Source organism: Thermobifida fusca YX (assembly GCF_000012405.1).
Classification (GTDB): Bacteria; Actinomycetota; Actinomycetes; order Streptosporangiales; family Streptosporangiaceae; genus Thermobifida; species Thermobifida fusca.
Window position 1 is genome coordinate 197,240 of sequence record NC_007333.1, and the last position, 18,606, is coordinate 215,845.

Annotated in this window: 21 protein-coding genes; 8 read left to right on the plus strand and 13 right to left on the minus strand. The window is 67.8% G+C overall.

All coding sequences use genetic code 11. The features are described 5' to 3' along the window. Positions 1-104: 104 nt before the first annotated feature. From TFU_RS00855 to purS, 6 genes are all read right to left on the minus strand, one after another. On the minus strand, positions 105-821 hold the full coding sequence (locus TFU_RS00855) for a spermidine synthase (RefSeq protein WP_011290620.1): 717 nt from the start codon (positions 819-821) through the stop codon (positions 105-107). A gap of 6 nt (positions 822-827) precedes the next feature. Beyond that, positions 828-1,682, minus strand: a complete 855-nt coding sequence (gene hisG / locus TFU_RS00860; protein WP_011290621.1) for an ATP phosphoribosyltransferase — start codon at positions 1,680-1,682, stop codon at positions 828-830. A gap of 82 nt (positions 1,683-1,764) precedes the next feature. Continuing rightward, positions 1,765-2,028 (minus strand): phosphoribosyl-ATP diphosphatase, encoded by a 264-nt coding sequence (locus TFU_RS00865; protein WP_011290622.1) that lies wholly within the window; start codon positions 2,026-2,028, stop codon positions 1,765-1,767. A gap of 121 nt (positions 2,029-2,149) precedes the next feature. Continuing rightward, entirely contained in the window at positions 2,150-2,896 is a 747-nt protein-coding gene (locus tag TFU_RS00870; protein ID WP_370492644.1) for an SDR family NAD(P)-dependent oxidoreductase, read from the minus strand. Positions 2,897-3,061: 165 nt separating this feature from the next. Continuing rightward, positions 3,062-3,505 carry an ATP-binding protein gene (locus TFU_RS00875; RefSeq protein WP_011290624.1) on the minus strand — a complete coding sequence of 148 codons (444 nt, stop codon included), beginning with the start codon at positions 3,503-3,505 and terminating at the stop codon, positions 3,062-3,064. 109 nt (positions 3,506-3,614) lie between these two features. Beyond that, positions 3,615-3,857 carry a phosphoribosylformylglycinamidine synthase subunit PurS gene (gene purS, locus TFU_RS00880; RefSeq protein WP_011290625.1) on the minus strand — a complete coding sequence of 81 codons (243 nt, stop codon included), beginning with the start codon at positions 3,855-3,857 and terminating at the stop codon, positions 3,615-3,617. Between the two features lie 452 nt (positions 3,858-4,309). On the opposite strand from purS, the gene TFU_RS00885 reads away from it, so the two are divergent. From TFU_RS00885 to TFU_RS00900, 4 genes are all read left to right on the plus strand, one after another. Further along, complete coding sequence (locus TFU_RS00885) at positions 4,310-4,909, plus strand: sigma-70 family RNA polymerase sigma factor (RefSeq protein ID WP_011290626.1); 600 nt, start codon at positions 4,310-4,312, stop codon at positions 4,907-4,909. A gap of 372 nt (positions 4,910-5,281) precedes the next feature. Continuing rightward, positions 5,282-6,394, plus strand: a complete 1,113-nt coding sequence (gene pdhA / locus TFU_RS00890; protein ID WP_016188044.1) for a pyruvate dehydrogenase (acetyl-transferring) E1 component subunit alpha — start codon at positions 5,282-5,284, stop codon at positions 6,392-6,394. Then, entirely contained in the window at positions 6,391-7,374 is a 984-nt protein-coding gene (locus TFU_RS00895) for an alpha-ketoacid dehydrogenase subunit beta (RefSeq protein ID WP_011290628.1), read from the plus strand. Before pdhA ends, TFU_RS00895 begins: the two co-directional genes overlap by 4 nt. A 10-nt stretch (positions 7,375-7,384) precedes the next feature. Continuing rightward, on the plus strand, positions 7,385-8,725 hold the full coding sequence (locus TFU_RS00900) for a dihydrolipoamide acetyltransferase family protein (protein WP_011290629.1): 1,341 nt from the start codon (positions 7,385-7,387) through the stop codon (positions 8,723-8,725). An 89-nt stretch (positions 8,726-8,814) separates the two neighbouring features. On the opposite strand, the gene TFU_RS00905 is transcribed toward TFU_RS00900, so the two are convergent. After that, on the minus strand, positions 8,815-9,033 hold the full coding sequence (locus tag TFU_RS00905; protein WP_016188046.1) for a hypothetical protein: 219 nt from the start codon (positions 9,031-9,033) through the stop codon (positions 8,815-8,817). A gap of 124 nt (positions 9,034-9,157) precedes the next feature. Here TFU_RS00905 and TFU_RS00910 point away from each other — a divergent pair, with 124 nt between their 5' ends. Beyond that, positions 9,158-9,910 (plus strand): 3'-5' exonuclease, encoded by a 753-nt coding sequence (locus TFU_RS00910; protein ID WP_011290630.1) that lies wholly within the window; start codon positions 9,158-9,160, stop codon positions 9,908-9,910. Positions 9,911-10,025: 115 nt separating this feature from the next. Continuing rightward, complete coding sequence (locus TFU_RS00915; protein WP_169803324.1) at positions 10,026-11,786, plus strand: BCCT family transporter; 1,761 nt, start codon at positions 10,026-10,028, stop codon at positions 11,784-11,786. Between the two features lie 55 nt (positions 11,787-11,841). Here TFU_RS00915 and TFU_RS00920 read toward each other — a convergent pair whose 3' ends face one another. Next, a complete protein-coding gene (locus tag TFU_RS00920) occupies positions 11,842-12,567 on the minus strand; it encodes a YidC/Oxa1 family membrane protein insertase (protein WP_011290632.1) in 726 nt (241 codons plus the stop codon). 108 nt (positions 12,568-12,675) lie between these two features. Continuing rightward, on the minus strand, positions 12,676-12,963 hold the full coding sequence (locus TFU_RS00925) for a DUF6412 domain-containing protein (protein WP_016188048.1): 288 nt from the start codon (positions 12,961-12,963) through the stop codon (positions 12,676-12,678). Positions 12,964-13,204: 241 nt separating this feature from the next. Here TFU_RS00925 and TFU_RS00930 point away from each other — a divergent pair, with 241 nt between their 5' ends. Continuing rightward, positions 13,205-13,567, plus strand: a complete 363-nt coding sequence (locus tag TFU_RS00930) for a hypothetical protein (protein WP_041427564.1) — start codon at positions 13,205-13,207, stop codon at positions 13,565-13,567. Here TFU_RS00930 and TFU_RS00935 read toward each other — a convergent pair. From TFU_RS00935 to TFU_RS15550, 3 genes are all read right to left on the minus strand, one after another. Next, positions 13,564-14,196, minus strand: a complete 633-nt coding sequence (locus TFU_RS00935; protein ID WP_011290635.1) for a bifunctional 4-hydroxy-2-oxoglutarate aldolase/2-dehydro-3-deoxy-phosphogluconate aldolase — start codon at positions 14,194-14,196, stop codon at positions 13,564-13,566. The two genes, TFU_RS00930 and TFU_RS00935, sit on opposite strands and share 4 nt — an antisense overlap. A 4-nt stretch (positions 14,197-14,200) precedes the next feature. Then, positions 14,201-15,220: a sugar kinase gene (locus tag TFU_RS00940; protein ID WP_011290636.1), complete on the minus strand. Its 1,020-nt coding sequence runs from the start codon at positions 15,218-15,220 to the stop codon at positions 14,201-14,203. 162 nt (positions 15,221-15,382) lie between these two features. Then, complete coding sequence (locus TFU_RS15550) at positions 15,383-15,961, minus strand: C40 family peptidase (RefSeq protein WP_016188051.1); 579 nt, start codon at positions 15,959-15,961, stop codon at positions 15,383-15,385. Between the two features lie 891 nt (positions 15,962-16,852). Here TFU_RS15550 and TFU_RS00950 point away from each other — a divergent pair. Continuing rightward, positions 16,853-17,302, plus strand: a complete 450-nt coding sequence (locus TFU_RS00950) for a GNAT family N-acetyltransferase (RefSeq protein ID WP_016188052.1) — start codon at positions 16,853-16,855, stop codon at positions 17,300-17,302. Between the two features lie 74 nt (positions 17,303-17,376). On the opposite strand, the gene TFU_RS00955 is transcribed toward TFU_RS00950, so the two are convergent. After that, the gene (locus TFU_RS00955) at positions 17,377-18,543 is read right to left on the minus strand and encodes a hypothetical protein (RefSeq protein WP_011290639.1); all 1,167 of its coding nucleotides are present in this window, start codon (positions 18,541-18,543) and stop codon (positions 17,377-17,379) included. Positions 18,544-18,606 lie beyond the last annotated feature (63 nt).

The window sequence follows — 18,606 nt, forward strand, 5'->3', positions numbered from 1 at the left end:
AGGCTGACCGGTGAGGGCGGTGAGGGGGCCGTACCGCGGTGATCCTCGCCACCCTTCGTCGTGGAGCGGCCGCCACAGCCCGCGGTTGTCCCGCAGGGCGCCGGTCACTGGCGGTGTGGGCCGTGGGGGCGCGCCAGGTACACCACGTCGGGAGCGCCCCGCCGCACGGGCACCCGGATCTCCTCGACCGCGCCGAATCGGCGGTCAAGCAGCAGGGCGAAGTCGGGGGCGGGCATTGCACTCCACACGGCCAAGGCCCCGCCCGGAGCGGTGAGCTGCGCCAACCGGTCCAGACCGTCCGGGCTGTACAACCGGCGGTTGCTGTCCACCACGGTCCAGTCGGGACCGTTGTCGATGTCCAGACACACCGCGTCGAAGGTCTCCGCTGTTTCAGCCAACCATTCCACCAGGTCAGCGCAGACCACCTGGCAGCGCGGATCGTCAGTGGGACGCCCCGCGGCCTCGCCCAGCGGACCGGAATGCCAGGCGATGACCGCCGGCTCCACTTCGATCACCCGCACGTGGGCGACCCGTGGACTGGCCAGCGCCTCCGCCGCGGAGAATCCCACCCCGAGCCCGCCGACGAGGACCCGCAGTCCAGTCTGGTCCGCGGGCAGGACACGCAGGCAGGCGCGGACCAGTTCACGTTCGGAGCGGCCGTCCCGGGTGTCCATGAGGAACACGCCGTTGCTGATGATCTCGTAGTCGGTGCCGACCCGCCGCAGCACCAGGTCCCCGCCGCTGACCCCCTGGGTCCGGTCGACCACCACGGGCGCAGCGGTGTCAGAGAACCCCGGTACTCCTTGTGCGGACCTGTCCATCGTGCTTCAGAGTCGGCAGGCGTAGATATCGGTGACGAGGATGGCGCGGGCCCCGATCTCCCACAAGTCGTCCATGATCCGCTGGGCGTCGCGGCGCGGCACCATGGCCCGGACCGCCACCCAGCCTTCCCGGTGCAGGGGCGAGACGGTGGGCCCCTCCATGCCGGGGGTGAGAGCGATGGCCTCCTCCAAGTGCTCGGCGTGCACGTCGTAGTCCATCATCACGTAGTCGCGGGCGACGAGCACACCGCGCAGCCGGCGCAGCAACTGCTCGACTTTCGGGTCGTCCGGTTCCCCTTTGCGACGGATGACGACCGCCTCGGATTCCAGAATGGGCTCCCCGAACGGCTCCAGTCCGGCCTGGCGCAGGGTCGTGCCCGTGGACACGACGTCAGCGACCGCGTCGGCCACACCCAGCTGGATCGAGCTCTCCACAGCGCCGTCGAGGTGGATGACCCGGGCTTCGATGCCGCGCTTCTTCAAATAGGACGTGAGCAGCCCTTCGTAGGAGGTGGCGATCCGCTTCCCAGCGAGGTCTTCCACCGTCATCGAGGAGCCGTTGCGCGCGGCGAAGCGGAACGTGGAATTGCCGAAGCCCAACGCCAGCACTTCTTCGACGGGGGCGCCGGAGTCGATGAGCATGTCGCGGCCGGTGATTCCCACGTGGAGGATGCCTTCACCGACGTAGACGGCGATGTCCTTGGGGCGCAGGAAGAAGAACTCGGCTCCGTTGTCGGGGTCGAGCAGGACCAGGTCGCGGGAATCTTTGCGCTGGCGGTACCCGGCCTCGCGCAGCATGGCGATGGCAGGCTCGGACAACTGGCCCTTGTTGGGCACGGCGATGCGCAGCAGATCGGTCATGGGATGCTTCCTCGGCTCACGGATTCCGGCATGGGACGTCGGGACAGGTCGGTCTCGCGTGCGTGACGACGCGGGAACCGACCTAGAGATGCCGGTAGACGTCTTCCAGACGGAGGCCGCGCGCCAGCATCAGAACTTGGACGTGGTAGAGGAGCTGGGAGATCTCTTCGGCGGTTTCTTCGTCGCTCTGGTATTCGGCGGCCATCCAGACTTCAGCCGCTTCCTCGACGACCTTCTTGCCGATCGCATGCACCCCGGCGTCCAGTTGGGCGACCGTCCTCGATCCTGCCGGGCGGGTCCGCGCCTTCTCGGACAGCTCGGTGAACAGCTCTTCGAAGGTCTTCATGATCTCTTTCCTTGACTGCGTGCTCTCCTAGGGTAGGCGCAGCCGGTCGGAGACGGAAAGTGGAGGCGGTCGAAGCGGAAGTGAACACTGCGGGGAGCTGTCCGGGGTGTGCCGCGGGTGGTCACGCACTGGTGCGTTTTGCGACCGCGTGGAACAGCCCTGGGGGAAGGGCATGGAGCAGGGCGTTGACCGCCTTGTACTGGGCGCCCGGCACGACTCGGGTCCGGCCCGAAGCCCAGCCGCGCAGCGAGTCGGTCACCACGCGCTCCCGCGGGACGAACGCGATATCGGGCGCCCCTTTCTCCTGCAAGGACCGGGTCATATCGGTGCGGACGTAGCCGGGGAGGACCGCGGTCACCCGCACGCCGTGCCGGGCCGCTTCGACCGCGAGCGTGTCGGTGAGGGAGAGCACATAGGCCTTGGACGCGGAGTAGACCGCGCCGCCGGGAGCGGCCGGCAGCAGTCCGGCCATGGACGCCACGTTGATCATGCCGAGCGGGCGGGAGCTCCCTGCCTCGCGGAGCTGGCGGGCCCGTTCGATCTGCACGGGGAGTACCGCGTGCGCCAGCCGGGTGAGCGCACGGATGTTCAGTGCGAGCGTGTCCTCGATCGCGCTGACCGGAATCGTCGCGAAATCGCCGCCGTGCGCCTGTCCGGCATTGTTGACCAGCAGGTCGATCGGGGCGTCAGCGGTGTCACCGGTGACTCGCAGCCGCTCTTCGACCGTGGCGAGGTCCTTGTCGTCGGTGAGATCGGCGGGCAGGCACTGCGCGGGCACGCCGTAGCGGTCGGTGAGCTCCGCGGCGAGCGCGGCGAGCCGGTCGGCACTGCGCGCCACCAGCACCAGAGAGTAGCCGCGTTCGGCCAGTTACCGGGCGTATTCTTCTCCGATTCCCGTGGACGCGCCGGTGATGAGGGCGGTACGGGGGTGTGCGTGGTGGTCGCTCATGGTCCCGGATGGTATCGCCGCCTCGCCCCCGAAGCGAGGTGGATGTCCCGAAGGCCGGGAAGGTCAGCAGGGCGGGCGGCTGCCTCACCCGCTGGCCACGGCCGGGGTGAGCGGGCGTTTCGCCGCCGGCAGCAGGCAGAGCCGTTTGACGAGCAGTACCGTGGTCCGCCCGTCGGGCTCGACGTCGAACACGACCTCGTCCATGAGGGCGTGCATGAGGAAAATACCCCGACCTGACTCAGAATCTGGAGCAGGGCGGGGCGGGGCGATCGTCGGAGTGAAATGCCGGCCGTTATGAGTGATGCGGATGACGCAGCAGGCCTGCTCAATGCTGACCGAGACCTGGTAGTCGGATGCCGGAGCGCCGTGGTCGATCACATTCGCGCAGGCTTCCGAGGCCGCCACCAGGATGTCGCGCTGGCATTCGGGGCAGACACCGTGGACGTGCAGGGCACAGCCTAGGAAGCTACGCAGAACGGGGACCGTGTACGCCGCCCTCGGCAGTGCGACCTGGAATCGCCTTTCCATCAGAGTCAGCCCCCCGAGCCTCGGTACCGTTAAAAACCTTCCCGAGGCTATTCACGCGAAACCGCGCGATTTCGGACGGGCCCCGGTTATGGGGCCTCGTGGTGCTTCATTACTCTACGCGGAGTGAGAAATCCTCGATAACCGGGTTGGCGAGCAGGGTCTCGGCGAGCTTGCGGATTTCGGCGAGACGGGCCTCGTCGGCTTCGCCCTCGAGGTCGATCTCGAAGCGCTTGCCCTGACGGACTTGGGTCACCCCGGAGAAGCCAAGCCGTTCGCAGGCGCCCAGGATGGCCTGGCCCTGGGGGTCCAGGATCTCGGGCTTGAGCATGACATCGACGATGACGCGGGCCACGGGGTCCTCCAGAGTTGTACCGCACCGGTGGTGACGACGTCGCTGGTGTCCAGGCGGACACGGGACGCAGGGCCGGGGCGAGCGCAGCCAGGGGCCTGGCCGCGGCTCGGCGCCAGCCGGACAGTCCAGAGCGTACGGTACCGGCCACGCGGGGAGGAAACCGGCTGTTCCCGAGGCCGGTGATGTGTGCGACGCGCCGTGTGGGGAAGCGGAACCGTAACGTCCCGGGCCGCTACGGATAAGGCCTTCCGGGGCGTCGCGGCGGTGGCGACGCCGCGGATCACTTTGGAAGAGACGAAAGCAAAATTCTTCTTTTTACCCGACCCTTGCTGTAAACCACACCCGGAGAGGGGGATTCGTGTCCTTAATCACCTCATGACTATGCATCGTGAATCGACTTGGCATGCGTCTCACCAAGTAGCAGTATCCCCGGTCGTCCTGAGGGGGAAATTTTGGCGACCATTGAACTCGACCGTCCCGCAGAGACCACCGTCACTGCGGAGGGTCTCGACTTTGCAGAGGCAGTCAGGCCGTACGCCGACCAGCTCTACCCGGCAGCCCTGCGGATGACGAGGAATTCGGCGGATGCCGAAGACTTGGTTCAAGAGACCTTCACCAAGGCGTTCGCTAACTTCCACCAGTTCCGTGCGGGCACGAACCTGCGCGCCTGGCTCTACCGGATTCTCACCAACACCTTCATCAACGGCTACCGCAAGAAGCAGCGGGAGCCGCGCCAGGAAGTCACCGACGAGATCAAGGACTGGCAGTTGGCGGCGGCCGACGCGCACTCGTCCACCGGGTCGCGGTCGGCGGAGGCCGAAGTCCTCGACCGGCTGCCGGATTCCGCGATACGCACCGCGCTCGCCCAGCTGCCGGAAGAGTTCCGCATGGTCATCTACCTGATCGATGTCGAGGGCTTCTCCTACAAGGAAGTGGCGGAGCAGATGGACACCCCGTTGGGAACGGTGATGTCGCGGCTGCACCGGGCACGCCGGCAGCTTCGCGTGCTGCTCGCGGACTACGCCAAGGAGCGTGGCCTGTACGCGGACTGACCGCGTGCCCGGTCCCCTGCACGCCCGCGCACCCTCCTGGGCACCCGGTGGCTGAAGCATGCTGCGCTGATGCGCGGCAGTGCGGTCTGTCTTCTCCGACGGCGGCGGAGAAAAAGTACTAGGGTGGCCTAATTTTTACTTGGAACCCCTTGTATTTTCTAGGAAGTCCTGGTACTTGGGGTTTTTCTTTTTCTGCGGGATGATGAGTCGGACGACGTGAGGTGTCGCAGGGTCTTGCGCTGCCCATAGTGATATCTGTCACGATGGGTGGTAGGGCTGTTCGACCCCACCCGTTACCCCGGGACGGGTCGGGCAGGCAACAGGCCGACCAGCGGTACCCCGTCAGTCGGCCCCGAGACCGAGGAGCGACAGGTGTCCGACAGCACCGTTCGTGAAGAGCCTGAGCTGATCCAGCTCTTGACCCCCGACGGAGAGTACGTCCCGCACCCTGACTACCCGTTCGAACCCGCCACGGCACAGGTCCGCGACCTCTACCGCGACCTCGTCCTCGTGCGGCGCCTCGACGCCGAAGCCGTGGCCCTGCAACGCCAAGGCGAACTGGGCCTGTGGGCCTCCCTCCTGGGCCAGGAGGCCGCGCAGATCGGTTCAGCCCGCGCCCTCGAACCGCAAGACATGGCCTTCCCGTCCTACCGGGAGCACGGGGTGGCCTGGTGCCGGGGAGTCCGCCCCCGGGACCTACTGGCCATGTTCCGCGGCGTCACCAACGGGGGCTGGGACCCGTACGAGCACAACTTCCACCTCTACACGATCGTCATCGGCAGCCAGACGCTGCACGCCACCGGGTATGCGATGGGTGTGCAGCGGGACGGGGCACTCGGTGAAGACGGCACCGCTGTCATCACCTACTTCGGCGACGGAGCCACCAGCCAGGGCGACACCAACGAAGCCTTCAACTACGCCGCGGTCAACAATGCCCCGGTCGTGTTCTTCTGCCAGAACAACCAGTGGGCCATCTCCGAGCCCAACGACCGCCAGAGCAAAGCGCCGATCTACCAGCGGGCAGCCGGCTTCGGCTTCCCCGGGATTCGCGTGGACGGCAACGACGTCTTCGCCTGCCTGGCGGTGACCCGCAAAGCCTTGCAGCACGCCCGCGAAGGGCAAGGCCCCACCCTGATCGAAGCGTTCACCTACCGGATGGGCGCGCACACCACCTCCGACGACCCCACCCGCTACCGGACGTCCGCAGAGATCGAAGAGTGGCGCCGCAAGGACCCCATCGCCCGGCTGCGGGCCTACCTGGTCCGCGAAGGCAAAGCCGACGACGGCTTCTTCGACGCGGTAGAAGCCGAGGCGGAGAAGCTCGGGGAGCAGGTCCGCGCCGAATGCCGCGCCCTGCCCGACCCTGCACCGCTGGACATCTTCCGCGAGGTCTACGCGGAACCGCACCGCGAGCTCGACCGGCAGCGCGCCGAATTCGCGGACTACCTGGCGTCGTTTGAGGGGGCGGAGGGAGCGGCCCGATGAGCGGAACCGAACTCACCCTGGGCAAGGCCATCAACGCGGGACTGCGCCGCGCCATGGAGAACGACCCGAAAGTCCTGGTGATGGGGGAGGACGTCGGACGGCTCGGCGGGGTCTTCCGCGTCACCGACGGCCTGTACAAGGACTTCGGCGCAGACCGGGTCATTGACACCCCGCTCGCAGAATCCGGCATCATCGGCACCGCGATCGGCCTGGCGCTCCGCGGCTACCGCCCGGTCTGCGAGATCCAGTTCGACGGGTTCTTCTTCCCCGCCGCCGACCAGACCTTCACCCAGCTCGCGAAACTGCGGGCCCGCTCCGAGGGACGGCTGAGCCTCCCCGTCGTGATCCGCATCCCCTACGGCGGCGGGATCGGTGCGGTGGAACACCACAGTGAGTCGCCCGAGGCCTACTTCACCCACACTGCCGGCCTGCGGGTGGTCACCGTAGCCACCCCCGAGGACGCCTACTGGATGATCCAGCAGGCCATCGCCTGCCCGGACCCGGTGGTCTTCCTCGAACCGAAACGCCGCTACTGGGACAAGGCCCCCGTCCGCACGGACGGCAGCGTGGACACCGCCACCCCGATGGGGGAAGCGCGGATCGTCCGCCCCGGTACCGACGTGACCCTGGTGGCCTACGGGCCGATGGTCAAGGTCGCGCTCCACGCCGCTGAAGCGGACACCGAGCGGTCCATCGAGGTCATCGACCTGCGGTCGCTCTCTCCCGTGGACTACGACACCGTCTACGAGTCGGTCCGCCGCACCGGACGGCTCGTCGTCACCCACGAAGCCCCGGTGACCAGCGGACTGGGCGCGGAAATCGCTGCCCGGGTCACCGAGGCCTGCTTCTACCACCTGGAAGCCCCGGTCATTCGCGTCGGCGGATTCGACACCCCCTATCCGCCGTCCCGGTTGGAGGAGTACTACCTCCCGGACCTGGACCGGGTCCTCGACGGTGTCGACCGCACGTTCGCGTACTAGAGGGCTGGGCATGACTCACCAAGGAATCCAACAGTTTGTGCTGCCCGACGTGGGCGAAGGCCTCACCGAGGCCGAGATCCTCACCTGGCACGTGCAGCCAGGGGACCAGGTTGACGTCAACCAGGTCATCTGCGAGATCGAAACGGCCAAGGCCGTCGTGGAACTCCCCAGCCCGTTTGCGGGTCGCGTCGAGGCGCTGCTGGTCGAGGCCGGGGAGACCGTCCCGGTCGGAACTCCGATCATCGCGGTGGACACCGGCGGTGCCGCGGGCGAGCCGCGGCCTGAGCCTGCTCCCGCCGCAGCCCCGGCGGAACCGCCAGCGGAGGAGAAGCGGGAACCGGTCCTCGTCGGCTACGGCGTCAAAAGCGGGGCCACCAAGCGCCGGGCCCGCCGCCGCACCCCTTCGGCCGTGCCGGCGCAGACCGTCGGCCAGCGCACCGTGGTGCTCGCCAAGCCTCCAGTGCGCAAACTGGCGAAAGACCTGGGGGTGGACCTGCGTACGGTCGTGCCCAGCGGGCCGAACGGGGTCATCACCCGAGACGATGTGCGGCGCCACGCCGAGCAGAACCAGCCGCAGCCCTCAGCGCCCCGCGTGCCCGAGCCGGCGGCGCCCGCACCGGCTGCGTCGCCTGCTCCCGAGCGGGACGTGCGGGAAGAGCGCATCCCGGTCAAGGGGGTGCTCAAGCACATGGCGGCGGCGATGGTCGACAGCGCGTTCACCGCACCGCACGTCACCGAGTTTCTGCAGGTGGACGTCACCAAGACCGTGAAGGTCGTGCAGAAGCTCCGACAGCGGCCGGAGTTCGCGGACGTGAAGGTCTCCCCGCTGCTGCTGGTCGCCCGGGCACTGCTTATCGCGGTGCGGCGGCACCCGCGGATCAACGCGTCCTGGGACGAGGCCAACCAGGAAGTCGTCGTCAAACACTACGTGAACCTGGGCATCGCGGCGGCCACGGATCGGGGCCTGGTGGTGCCCAACATCAAGGAGGCCGACCGGCTGCCGCTGCCTGACTTGGCGCGGGCGTTGACCGACCTCACCGAGAAGGCGCGGGCGGGACAGACCGCCCCCGCGGACTTGACCGGCGGCACCATCACCATCACCAACATCGGCGTCTTCGGGATCGACGGCGGAACCCCCATCCTCAACCGGGGAGAGGCTGCGATCCTGGCCCTGGGGCAGATCCGCGACATGCCGTGGGTGCACAAGGGCAAGATCAAGATCCGCAAAGTGACGACACTGTCGCTCTCCTTCGACCACCGGCTGGTCGACGGGGAACTGGGATCGAAAGTGCTGCGCGACGTCGCCACTATCCTGGAAGACCCCGAGGAGATGGTGCTGGCATGGGGCTGATCGGCCTTGCCGGTGCGTGAGGCCCTGGGCACTGGAGGTCCTCCAGTGCCCAGGGCCGGTCTCTTATTCCGATTCAGCGTGCTCGAGGGTCAGGAGGGGCTGCTGTCGTCGGTAGACGCCTCAGGGCGTTGTTGCTCGTCCAAGGCAGTCCGGATGGCGTTTTCCGCAGCGTCGAGCGCAGTCCGGGCGGTAATCGCGTGGATGTGGGCGCGCTCCAAGTCCTCCAGCGCAATACAGTCAAACGACACTCGAGCGTCGTGGATCGCCTGCTGGAGCTGGCGGAGCGCCTCTTGAATCCCGACGTGCATGACTCCCCCTGGGATTGGTTCCTGCGGTGGGCGGGACAGCACCGACCGTCCCGTGTATGTAGCGTGCCCCCGCCTGGCCAAGGTGAACAGGGGTTTCGTCAGTGCAGGCCAGTAGAGTCGCGGTATGACGGATAACCGTGCAGCCGCTCCCGGTTGGCACCTCGGCCCGCTGGTCGGCTTCGACATCGAGACGACCGGCATCAACCTGGAACAGGACCGTGTCGTCACTGCCGCGATCATCGAAACGGCTGCTGACGGCTCCCAGCGGACCCGGCGGACCTGGCTCGTCAACCCCGGAGTCGAGATTCCCCCCGAGGCCGTGGCGATCCACGGCATCAGCACCGAACTGGCGGTGGCCGACGGAATCCCCGCCCCCGTTGCCGTAGCGGAGATCACCGACCTGCTGGAGCAGGTACTCCAGTCGGGAACGCCGCTGGTCATCATGAACGCTCCCTTCGACCTCACCATCCTCGACCGGGAGTGCCGCCGCTACGGGGTGGTGCCGCTGTCGGAGCGGCTTGACACGGTCGCCCCGGTCATCGACCCCCTGATCCTGGACCGGCACATCGACCGCTACCGCAGGGGGAAACGCACTCTGGAAGCGCTCTGCGCCCACTACGGGGTCCCGTACGACGGTTCACATGAGGCGAGCGCGGACGCGGTAGCAGCTGCAGCAGTGGCCCGGGGGATCGGGCACGCCGCGGCGCACGTGGCTGCCCTGTCCCCTCGGGAGCTCCACGAACTGCAGGTGACCGCAGCTGCCCAGCAGGCCGAGTCTTTGGCGGCGTTCCTCCGCAGGAAAGGACTGAGTCCGGAGAGGGTCACCCGGGCATGGCCTCTGGTTCCCGTCCCTGGCACGCAGCCGAAGCTCATCTGACCTGGAGAAAACCCCGACGGAACGCATGAAACCCCCCGCTGCGGAAACAGAAAGGTGCACACTCGTCGTGCACCGTGCTTGTAGAGGGGGTGGCGCGACTCCGCGCCAAGACGTCGTGGTACGACCAACTCACGGATCATCCGATACGACCACCAACTCGGCCGACAACCAAGACCTGCTGTGGGAACCGCCTCCCGTCCTCGAAGCGGAGCGGCCGCCGCGGACGGACTGGGCAGTGTTCCTCACCGCAGCAGCGTTCACCCTGGCCTTCGTCGCGTGGGGGGCGATCTCTGACGAGACGCTGGCCCAGGTCGCCGAGAACCTGCTGGCCGGGTTGATGCGCTACGGCGGCTGGGCGTTTGTGCTGGTCGCCGGAGTGTTCGTGGTGTTCGCGCTGTGGCTGGCCTTCAGCAAGTACGGGCAGATCCCCCTCGGCCGGGAGGGGGAGGAGCCCCAGTACACGACGGTGTCGTGGGTCGCCATGATGTTCGCCACCGGTATGGGGATCGGGCTGGTGTTCTACGGGGTGGCAGAACCCTTGGCCCACTACGTCACTCCCCCACCGGGCACGGATGCCGCGAGTGAATCGCAGCGGACTCTCACCGCGATCGCCACCACCTTGTTCCACTGGACCCTGTATCCGTGGGGCATCTACGCGGTGGTCGGCTTAGCGATCGCATACACCACCTTCCGCCGGGGGCACAGCCAGCTCATCAGCGCCGCGTTCATCCCGCTGTTCGGGGAGAGGGCCGCAAAAGGGCCGCTCGGCAAGGCGGTCGACGTGATCGCGATCCTGGCCACCCTGTTCGGGTCTGCCTGCTCGCTGGGGCTGGGGGCGCTGCAGATCGCGGGAGGGTTCCAGACCCTGGGGTGGACGAGCCAGACGACGTTCGGCCTGCTGTTTCTGATCATCGCGGCCATCATGGCCTGCTACCTGGTCTCCGCGGTCTCCGGAATCGCGCGGGGGATCAAGTGGCTGTCCAACACCAACATGGTGATGGCCGTGCTGCTGCTCGTCTTCGTGCTGGTCACCGGGCCGACCGTGTACATCCTGGACCTCGTGCCGGGCGCGGTGGCCACGTTCTTCCAGGACTTTTTTGAGATGGCGGGACGCACTCAGGCGGTCGGCGGCAACACCGCGGAGTGGCTGTCAACATGGACCGTGTTCTACTGGGCCTGGTGGATCTCGTGGACCCCGTTCGTGGGGCTGTTCATCGCCAAGATCAGCCGCGGCCGCACGATCAGGGAGTTCGTGGCCGGTGTCATCGTGGTGCCGAGCGTGGTCAGCCTGATCTGGTTCGTCATCTTCGGGTGCACGGCGATCCATTTCCAGCAGTCGGGGGTTGATCTAGCCGCGTCCAACCAGATCGAGGCGCAGTTCTACGGGATGCTGCAGAACCTGCCGTGGAGCGGCGTGGTGAACGTGGTGCTCGCCGTGCTGGTCGCGATCTTCTTCATCACCGGCGCGGACTCGGCATCCATTGTCATGGGCACGCTCACCCAAGGCGGAGTGGACAAGCCGCGGCTGGCCATGACCGTGCTGTGGGGGATGCTCATCGCGGCGGTGGCCGCGATCATGCTGCTCGTCGGCGAGGGCGGCAGCACCGCGATCGACGGGCTGCAGAACATCACCATCCTCGGGGCTGCTCCGTGGGCGATCGTCATGCTCCTGCTGTGTGTGGCCTTGCTGAAAGGGCTGCGGCGGGATCCTCTGGCGGTGCGGGAGCGCAAAGCCAGGGAGCTCATGGACGAGGCGGTCATCACCGGGGCCCGCACCTACGGGGAGAGCGGGTTCCAGTTCCCGGTGGCGCCGGCGCGGCGGGAGGAGGCGCCACCGCCGCCGCGGAAGGGTGACGGGGACGCCTCCGAAACGTAGTCGCCGCCTCAAGGACGCCGGGAGCGGCATGCAGCGCTGAACCTTCGTGCCGCGCCTAGTCAACGCGGACGAGACGGCGCAGCGTGAGGCGTTCCACCACTGTCCACGTGGTCGAGGTCACCAGGTAGATCCCGGAGGCCAAGGGGACGAACGCGGCGATGACCACGGTCAGGAACGGCAGGTAGGTGACGAACGCCGGCACGGGGGTGGGCTGTCCCGCAGCCGGGGCAGCGGAGAGTGCGGGCAGGGTCAACCACCGTCGGTTGGCCCACGCCACCGCGGCCAGTGCGGCGAGCAGCGCAGCGAACACGGGGAGAGCTCCGAGGTCACCGGACGCGAGGATGCGCGGCAGGGTCGACCCCAGCGGGGTTCCCGCGAACGGCAGCGCGAGGAGCGCGTTGGCGGAGCCGTCGATCTCCGGAACCGTGAACAGGGTGTAGAGCAGGGTGAACATCGGTGCTTGGGCGAGCGCAGGCAGGCATCCGGCGAACGGTGAGGCGCCTTCGCGGGCGTAGAGTTCCCGGGTCTTCGCGACGAGGCGCTCCGGGTTGTGGCCGTAACGCTCCCGAAGCGCGTAAAGCTGGGGCGCCAGGCGGGCGCGGATTTTCTCCCCGCGCACCTGGAGGTAGCTGAGGGGAAGCGTGAGTACGCGGGCGGCGAGGGTCAGGAAGGCAATCGTTGCTGCGGCGGACACCGGACCGAGGAACACGGCCAGGGTGCTGTGGACCGCCATGGTCAAGGCGTGGGCAGCGGCAAGGAACGCAGAGAACAGACCGAACACAGTGAACCAGGGCCTTTCGTGAGAAGGAGACGGGTGATCAGCGAAAGGCCGCGCGAGGCAGGAGACAGCAGCCCTGTCCCCGGAAGAAGAGAAGGAAGGGCGGTGCGGTCACGCGGCCGTAGCGGCCGCGCCGGGAGCCCGAGACCGGGGTTTACCGGGCACGTTAGGAGCCGCGGAGACGACCACGCCGACGCGCTGCTGCCAGCGGCGCAGGGCACTCGTCCGGGCATAGGGTTCGGTTGCGGATTCGGTCCGGACCGGGCGCGCGGGAAGGGCCAGCCACAGGAGGGCCGCGCCCACGGCCAGTGTGGCCGCCACGGTGAGCGAAGCCGGGTCCAGTGGGACACTGTCCACCCCGACCAGGAAGGACTGGGCGAGGAAGATCAGGAACGCCACAGCACCTCCCGTCGGTATCCGCACCGGATCTTTCTGTCGGTCCGTTGACACAGACGCACGGGACGGGGAGAGAGTTCCCGCCGGCGGACGGTTGTTCTGAGGACGGGGCCGGGACAGGCTGCGGGCCTGCCGCCCCGGTCGGGAAGAACAGGAGACACGCCGCCCCCACCTTCATTTACACGGGGTTTCCAACCGGTGACTATTGGTGGGGTCTTGTGTTTCAGGAGGTAGGAAACAAGCCGTGCCGTTGCGCCCGCACCATCTCACCGTCATGTTCGCCACTCTCGCGCCGACCGTGGACACTGCTGTGCACCGGGCTGCTGGGCGGACAGTAAGGCCGGTGACGATCTGCTACGAGTCGGGCCACCGGCAGGTGTGTGCGGCCCCCGCCCACCGCCTCCGCCGTGACCAGGGCGGGGTGGTTGCGGTAGAGACCAGCGCGGATACCGGCTTCGTTCTCTACGCGGGAACGGCCTGCCACCCGACCCTGGCCGTGGGCTCGGGCCGCGGGCGGACAGAATTCGCCGCCCCGATCTGCGCGGCCACGATTCTGATCGAGGATGCGGCGCCCCGCGCGGACCGCATTCCGCTGCGCGTCCGCTAAGCGGCCGGTCCGCTCCCGCTTCCCCACGGTCCGGTTGAGGAGGCGGCGAGGGCGGCGAGCGCCTCCCACTGGGTCTCGTCGGCGAGAGCCGAGCCCACAGCGACGGCGCGGGCCCCCGCTGCCAGATAGTCCGCGGCGTTGTGCGCGGAGACCCCTCCTGTGGCGACCAAGTTGACCTCGGGGAACGGACCGCGCATCGCGGCGAACCATCCCGTGCCGAGCACGGTGGCCGGGAACGCTTTGAGCCAGGTGGCACCGTGGCGGAGCGCCTGCTGGATCTCGCTGGGGGTTGCGACGCCGGGCAGGTGCGGCAGCCCTGCTGCCAACGATGCGGCGAGGACTTCTCCATCGAAGCCGGGGGCCACGGTGAACGCGGCTCCTGCGTCGGCGGCCGCTGCCACCCGGTCCGGGGTGGTCACGGTTCCTGCCCCCACCGGGCGGCCGCGGCTGCGCCCCGCGGCGACTGCGGCGCGCAGCGCGGGAAGCGCGTCCGGGGATTGGATGGGAACTTCCACGAGGGCGATGCCCAGGTCCCAAGCGCGGTGGGCGTGGGCGACAGTGTCCTGTGCGGACAGGCCGCGCAGGATCGCCATGACCTGCTGGCCGGCGAAGAGGTCGGCGAAGTCCACGAGGTCACGCTCCGGAGAAGAGGGGGTCGGACGGGTCGAGGGGGAACAGGTCCGGGTCGGGGATGCAGAGGGCCGCCCAGGCGGCCGGGGACAGGGCGAGCAGACGCTCTCGAGCCTCCCGGGGCGGGAACGGAGCCAGGTCTGCGACGCTGAGCAGGGTGGCCGCGGCCATGATGTGCCCTAGCCGCAGGCATTCCTCAGGTGTGCGGTCGTCCAGCAGACCGGAGAGGAAGCCCGCCGCGAAGGCGTCTCCGGCACCGACGGCTTCCACCACGTCGACGCGGGGCGCGGGAACGAAGACCCGCCGGGCCCCGGTGTAGGAGGTGGCGCCCACGTCGGCGTCTTTGACGACGAGGAGCGGTACGTCTGGCAGGAGCGCCCGCACCTGGTCGGCGGTGGAGGCCTGCCAGAGCTGTTCCGCTTCGTCGCGGCCGACGAAGACGAGGTCGGCTGCGCGGGCCAGGTCGAGGAGCACGGGGGCAGCGTCGTCGGCCGGCCATAGGGCAGGACGGTAATTGACGTCGAAGGAGAGCAGCGGCCCGTGCGCGGGCCGGGAGACGAAGAGCCGCTGGACGAACGCGGCGCAACTGGTGGAGAGGGCCGGGGTGATACCGGACAGGTGGAGGAGCCGGGCGGTGCGGAGCTCCGGCCGTTCCGCCAGGCGGGGGCCGATCGCGGAGGCAGCAGATTCGCGCCGGTAGTAGTACACCCGGGTGCCTTTGGGCGCAGGGTCTTTGAGGTAGAGGCCGGTGGGGCGCTCCTGGTCGACCTCAACCAGACTGGTGTCCACCCCGTAGCGGGCCAGGGTCCGTGTGATGATCGCCCCGAAGGGGTCGTCTCCTACCCGGCTCATCCAGGCGACCCGGTGGCCCAGTCCGGCGAGGCCGCAGGCCACGTTGGACTCTGCGCCGCCGATCCGCGGGAGCAGCGGCGGCTGTTCGACCAGCGGGACTGCCGAGGCAGGAGAGAGCTGTCCCATGGTCTCGCCGATGCAGATCACGTCGTAGGAATCGGTTTCGGTCACCGTACCACCACCCTCCGCACCGCTGCCCGCAACATTAGCGCCTTGTGTCCTTGCCGGGCGGCGCGGGGCGGGCAGCGGTGCGGGGTGCCCGTCGAGGAACCGCTGTTCCGGGCGACTCGGCAACGCTCGGATGCAGGGGTGACGGGCGTTTTCCTGGGTGGCTTAGACGACCCGGCGCGCGGAGTTGAAGTTCTCCTCGTAGTGGCCGGACATGGAGACGATCTGGACGGTCTTGCCGCTTCCGGGCGCGTGGATGATCTGGTTGTCGCCGACATAGAGGGCGACATGGCTCGGCCCGGAGTAGAAAAAGACCAGGTCACCTGGGCGGAGCTGGGAACGGGATACCGGTTTGCCCTGGGTGGCCTGGTCGTAGGTCGTGCGTTTGAGGGTCACCCCCACCTGTCTGTATGACCATTGCACGAGGCCGGAACAGTCAAAAGCGTCCGGGCCGGCTGCCCCCCAGCGATAGGGGGCGCCGATCTTGCTTTCGGCATAGCGCACCGCCTCCTGGGCGATGCTCTGGCTGCCTTTCCCGCTGCCCTTCCCGCTGCGAACGTGCTGGTCTTCCTGCGAGGAGTCCGCTGCCGGGTCCACGCGGTGTGCGGCACCGGTGACCGGGGTGGCGTTCGCGACGCTGATCGTGGCGGCCAACGCCAGGGCGGAGAAGGCCGTGGCGGCCCGGCCGATGAGACGCGAAGCGTTGCCTCGTGGAGACCGACCGAAACCCTCGTTGCAGAGCATGGTGTCTTCCCTCGATATGTAGACAAAGGACACATTCGTCGTGTGGAAGGGGATGACGCTGCCAACCGAAACACAAGGACACTGCGACGACGGATATAAAAAGCAGATCGGCGTGTCACGCCGAATCAATTGCTGGAAACGGCTGTCGGCGAATGAATCGCAACGTCGGGGAGTCGGGGGTGGCGGCGCGGGGAAGGCGGCGTGGCGGTCGGGAAGGGGGAGGGGAAGCCGGTTCGTCCGTTATCGGGGCAAGCCTTGCTAGTAAGCACATCCCGCGATGTCACGGAGAGGTCACGGGCAGAGTTAACGCAGACTTTATACATCCGATCATCCTATGAATTGTGTGCGTGTCGGCTGATCCGAATCTGTCACCGGAGTCCCGAGATCGATGTCGATGATGCGCGCCGGAAAAAATCGCTTTCTGGAATTTATTGACTACTTCTTGGCGTCGACAAAACCAGGGGAAATGATATTTCCGGCAATCGTAGAAAAGGTTGTCAACTAGCGGAGTCCGGGAGGAACGTGTGCGGGATGGCCGGGAGAAGGCCGTGGTCTCAGCCGATTCCAAAAGTGCTCCGTGCCGGAACCGGCATTGTTCGCCCATGGGTCCAGGGGGAAGCGGAGGACCGGGGCAAAGGCGCGGCTGAGCCGCAGGCGAAAACTGCGGAGCCGGCAAGGGTGCGGAAACGCGCCGCCCCTCTCCACCACCCTGGAAGGGGCCGCTGCCGCGGCGGCCGGGAACGCGCACCCGTCCAGCGGATTTCCCCCGCACACTCCATGGCGAGGAGCATGACCGGAACTGTCCCCACCGGCACAGACCGTTATCCGTGTATGCCCCAATATGGGGCATCGTCCGGTATTTCACCGCTGTGGGCTACGATTTCGGAAGCCATGATTATCCGTGAGGCCACTCGGTCTGACCTCGGTGCGATCCTGCGCCTCCTGCGTGAACTAGGGGAGGAGGCCCCAGCGCAGGGTGGCACCGTTCGCATGTCCTCAGCCACAGTCCGGGCCTGGACGCGCATCGAGAACGACCCGGAGCGCACCGTGCTGGTCGCCGAGCGCCGCGGACAGATCATCGGCACCCTCGACCTCATCATGATCGCCAACCTCACCCACGACGCGCAGCCGTGGGCGGTGATCGACAACATGGTGGTGGACGCGGCCTACCGGCGCACCGGAATCGGCCGGGCCCTGGTGGAGGAGGCGATCAACCGCGCCATCCAGGCCGGGTGCTACAAGATCGAAATGCTCACCCACGAAAGCCAGGGCAGCGCCTACGAATTCTGCCGCGCAATGGGATTCACTATCGCCACCGAAGGCTTCCGCCGCTACCTGTAAGCCGCATCCAACGGTGAGGGGGGTGGAACATGGCACGTTCCACCCCCCTCACCGTGCTGCGTTACGGCACGCGGCTAGAAGCCGCCGCCGGAGGAGTCTGAGCCTCCCGAGCTTCCCGAATCCGAGGAGCCCGCGGAGCTTCCCGCGTTCGAGGAGCCGGCGGAGCTTCCCGAGTCCGCAGAGCTGGCGGAGTCTGCAGGCACGGACGCCTGGTACACGCCGGTCAGTTCCGTGGACGGAGGCGGCGGCGTAGGAGAGCTGCCCGCGTCAGTCGGTGCTGGACCCGCGTAACGAAACCCTTGAGGACGCCCGGGAATGGGACGCGCTCCCTGCGCGGCCGGGGCGCTCTTCACCTGGTTCTCCGCCTTCCCATCCGCCGCGGCTCCGCTGCTCGCCGGGTTGAGGCGGGCCGTGGGCTCCTTGTCGGCCGGGTTGAGGCGGGCCGTGGGCTCGTTGTCAGGGGAAGCGGGACGCTGGGCGTTGGCCGCACCCTCGGGCTCCGCCGCCTGGGGGGAGGACTGCTTGCTCGAGGCCGCGGAGGCCGACTCCTTGTCCGTGCTGCCTTCGAAGTCGGACCGTTTGAGCCCGGCGTCCAGCGCACCGGCCTTGGCTTCGGCTTTGAGGAGCTCCGCCAGGGTGTCGCGCATGTCGTTGAGGCGGCGCACCGCCTCCCCGTGCGTGGCCACCAGGCGCTTGAGCCGCCGGTCCGCGACATCGTGGATCTTGTTGGCCCGCGCCTCGGCCTCGTTCAGCTTGCGCTCCGCTTCCTTGGCTGCCTCCTCGCGCAGCCGCTCGGCCTCCTGCTTGGTGGAGGTGAGCAGCTCCTTGGCTTCGTCCCGAGCGCCGTTGACGATCCGCTCCGCCTGCTCCTGGGCGCTCTTGATCTTGGCCTTGGCCTCCTCCTCGGCCTTGGCCCGGATCTCCTTGACTTCCTTGTCGACCTGAGCTCGCTTGTCAGCGGCCTCTTCCTCCGCGATGCGCAGGATGTTGGCCAGCCGCTCGCTGATCTGCTCGTGTTCCGGCTTGACCGCGGCCTTGGCTTTGGCCTCGGCGAGTTCGCGACGCAACTGCTCCAGCTCGTCGTGGGCGCGGGCGAGGCGCTCCTGGAGGTCGCGGAGCTGGTTGTGGTTGCGGACGACGAAGTCGTCGACCTGACGCTTGTCGTAGCCGCCCTTGCGGACGGTGGGGAAGGCGTCTTCGCGCAGCAGGTTCGGGAATATCTCAGGAATGCGTTCGTTCATGTCCTCGGTTACCAGGTCGACAATGATCGGATCTGGAGGGATGGATTTTTGCTCTTGTCTATC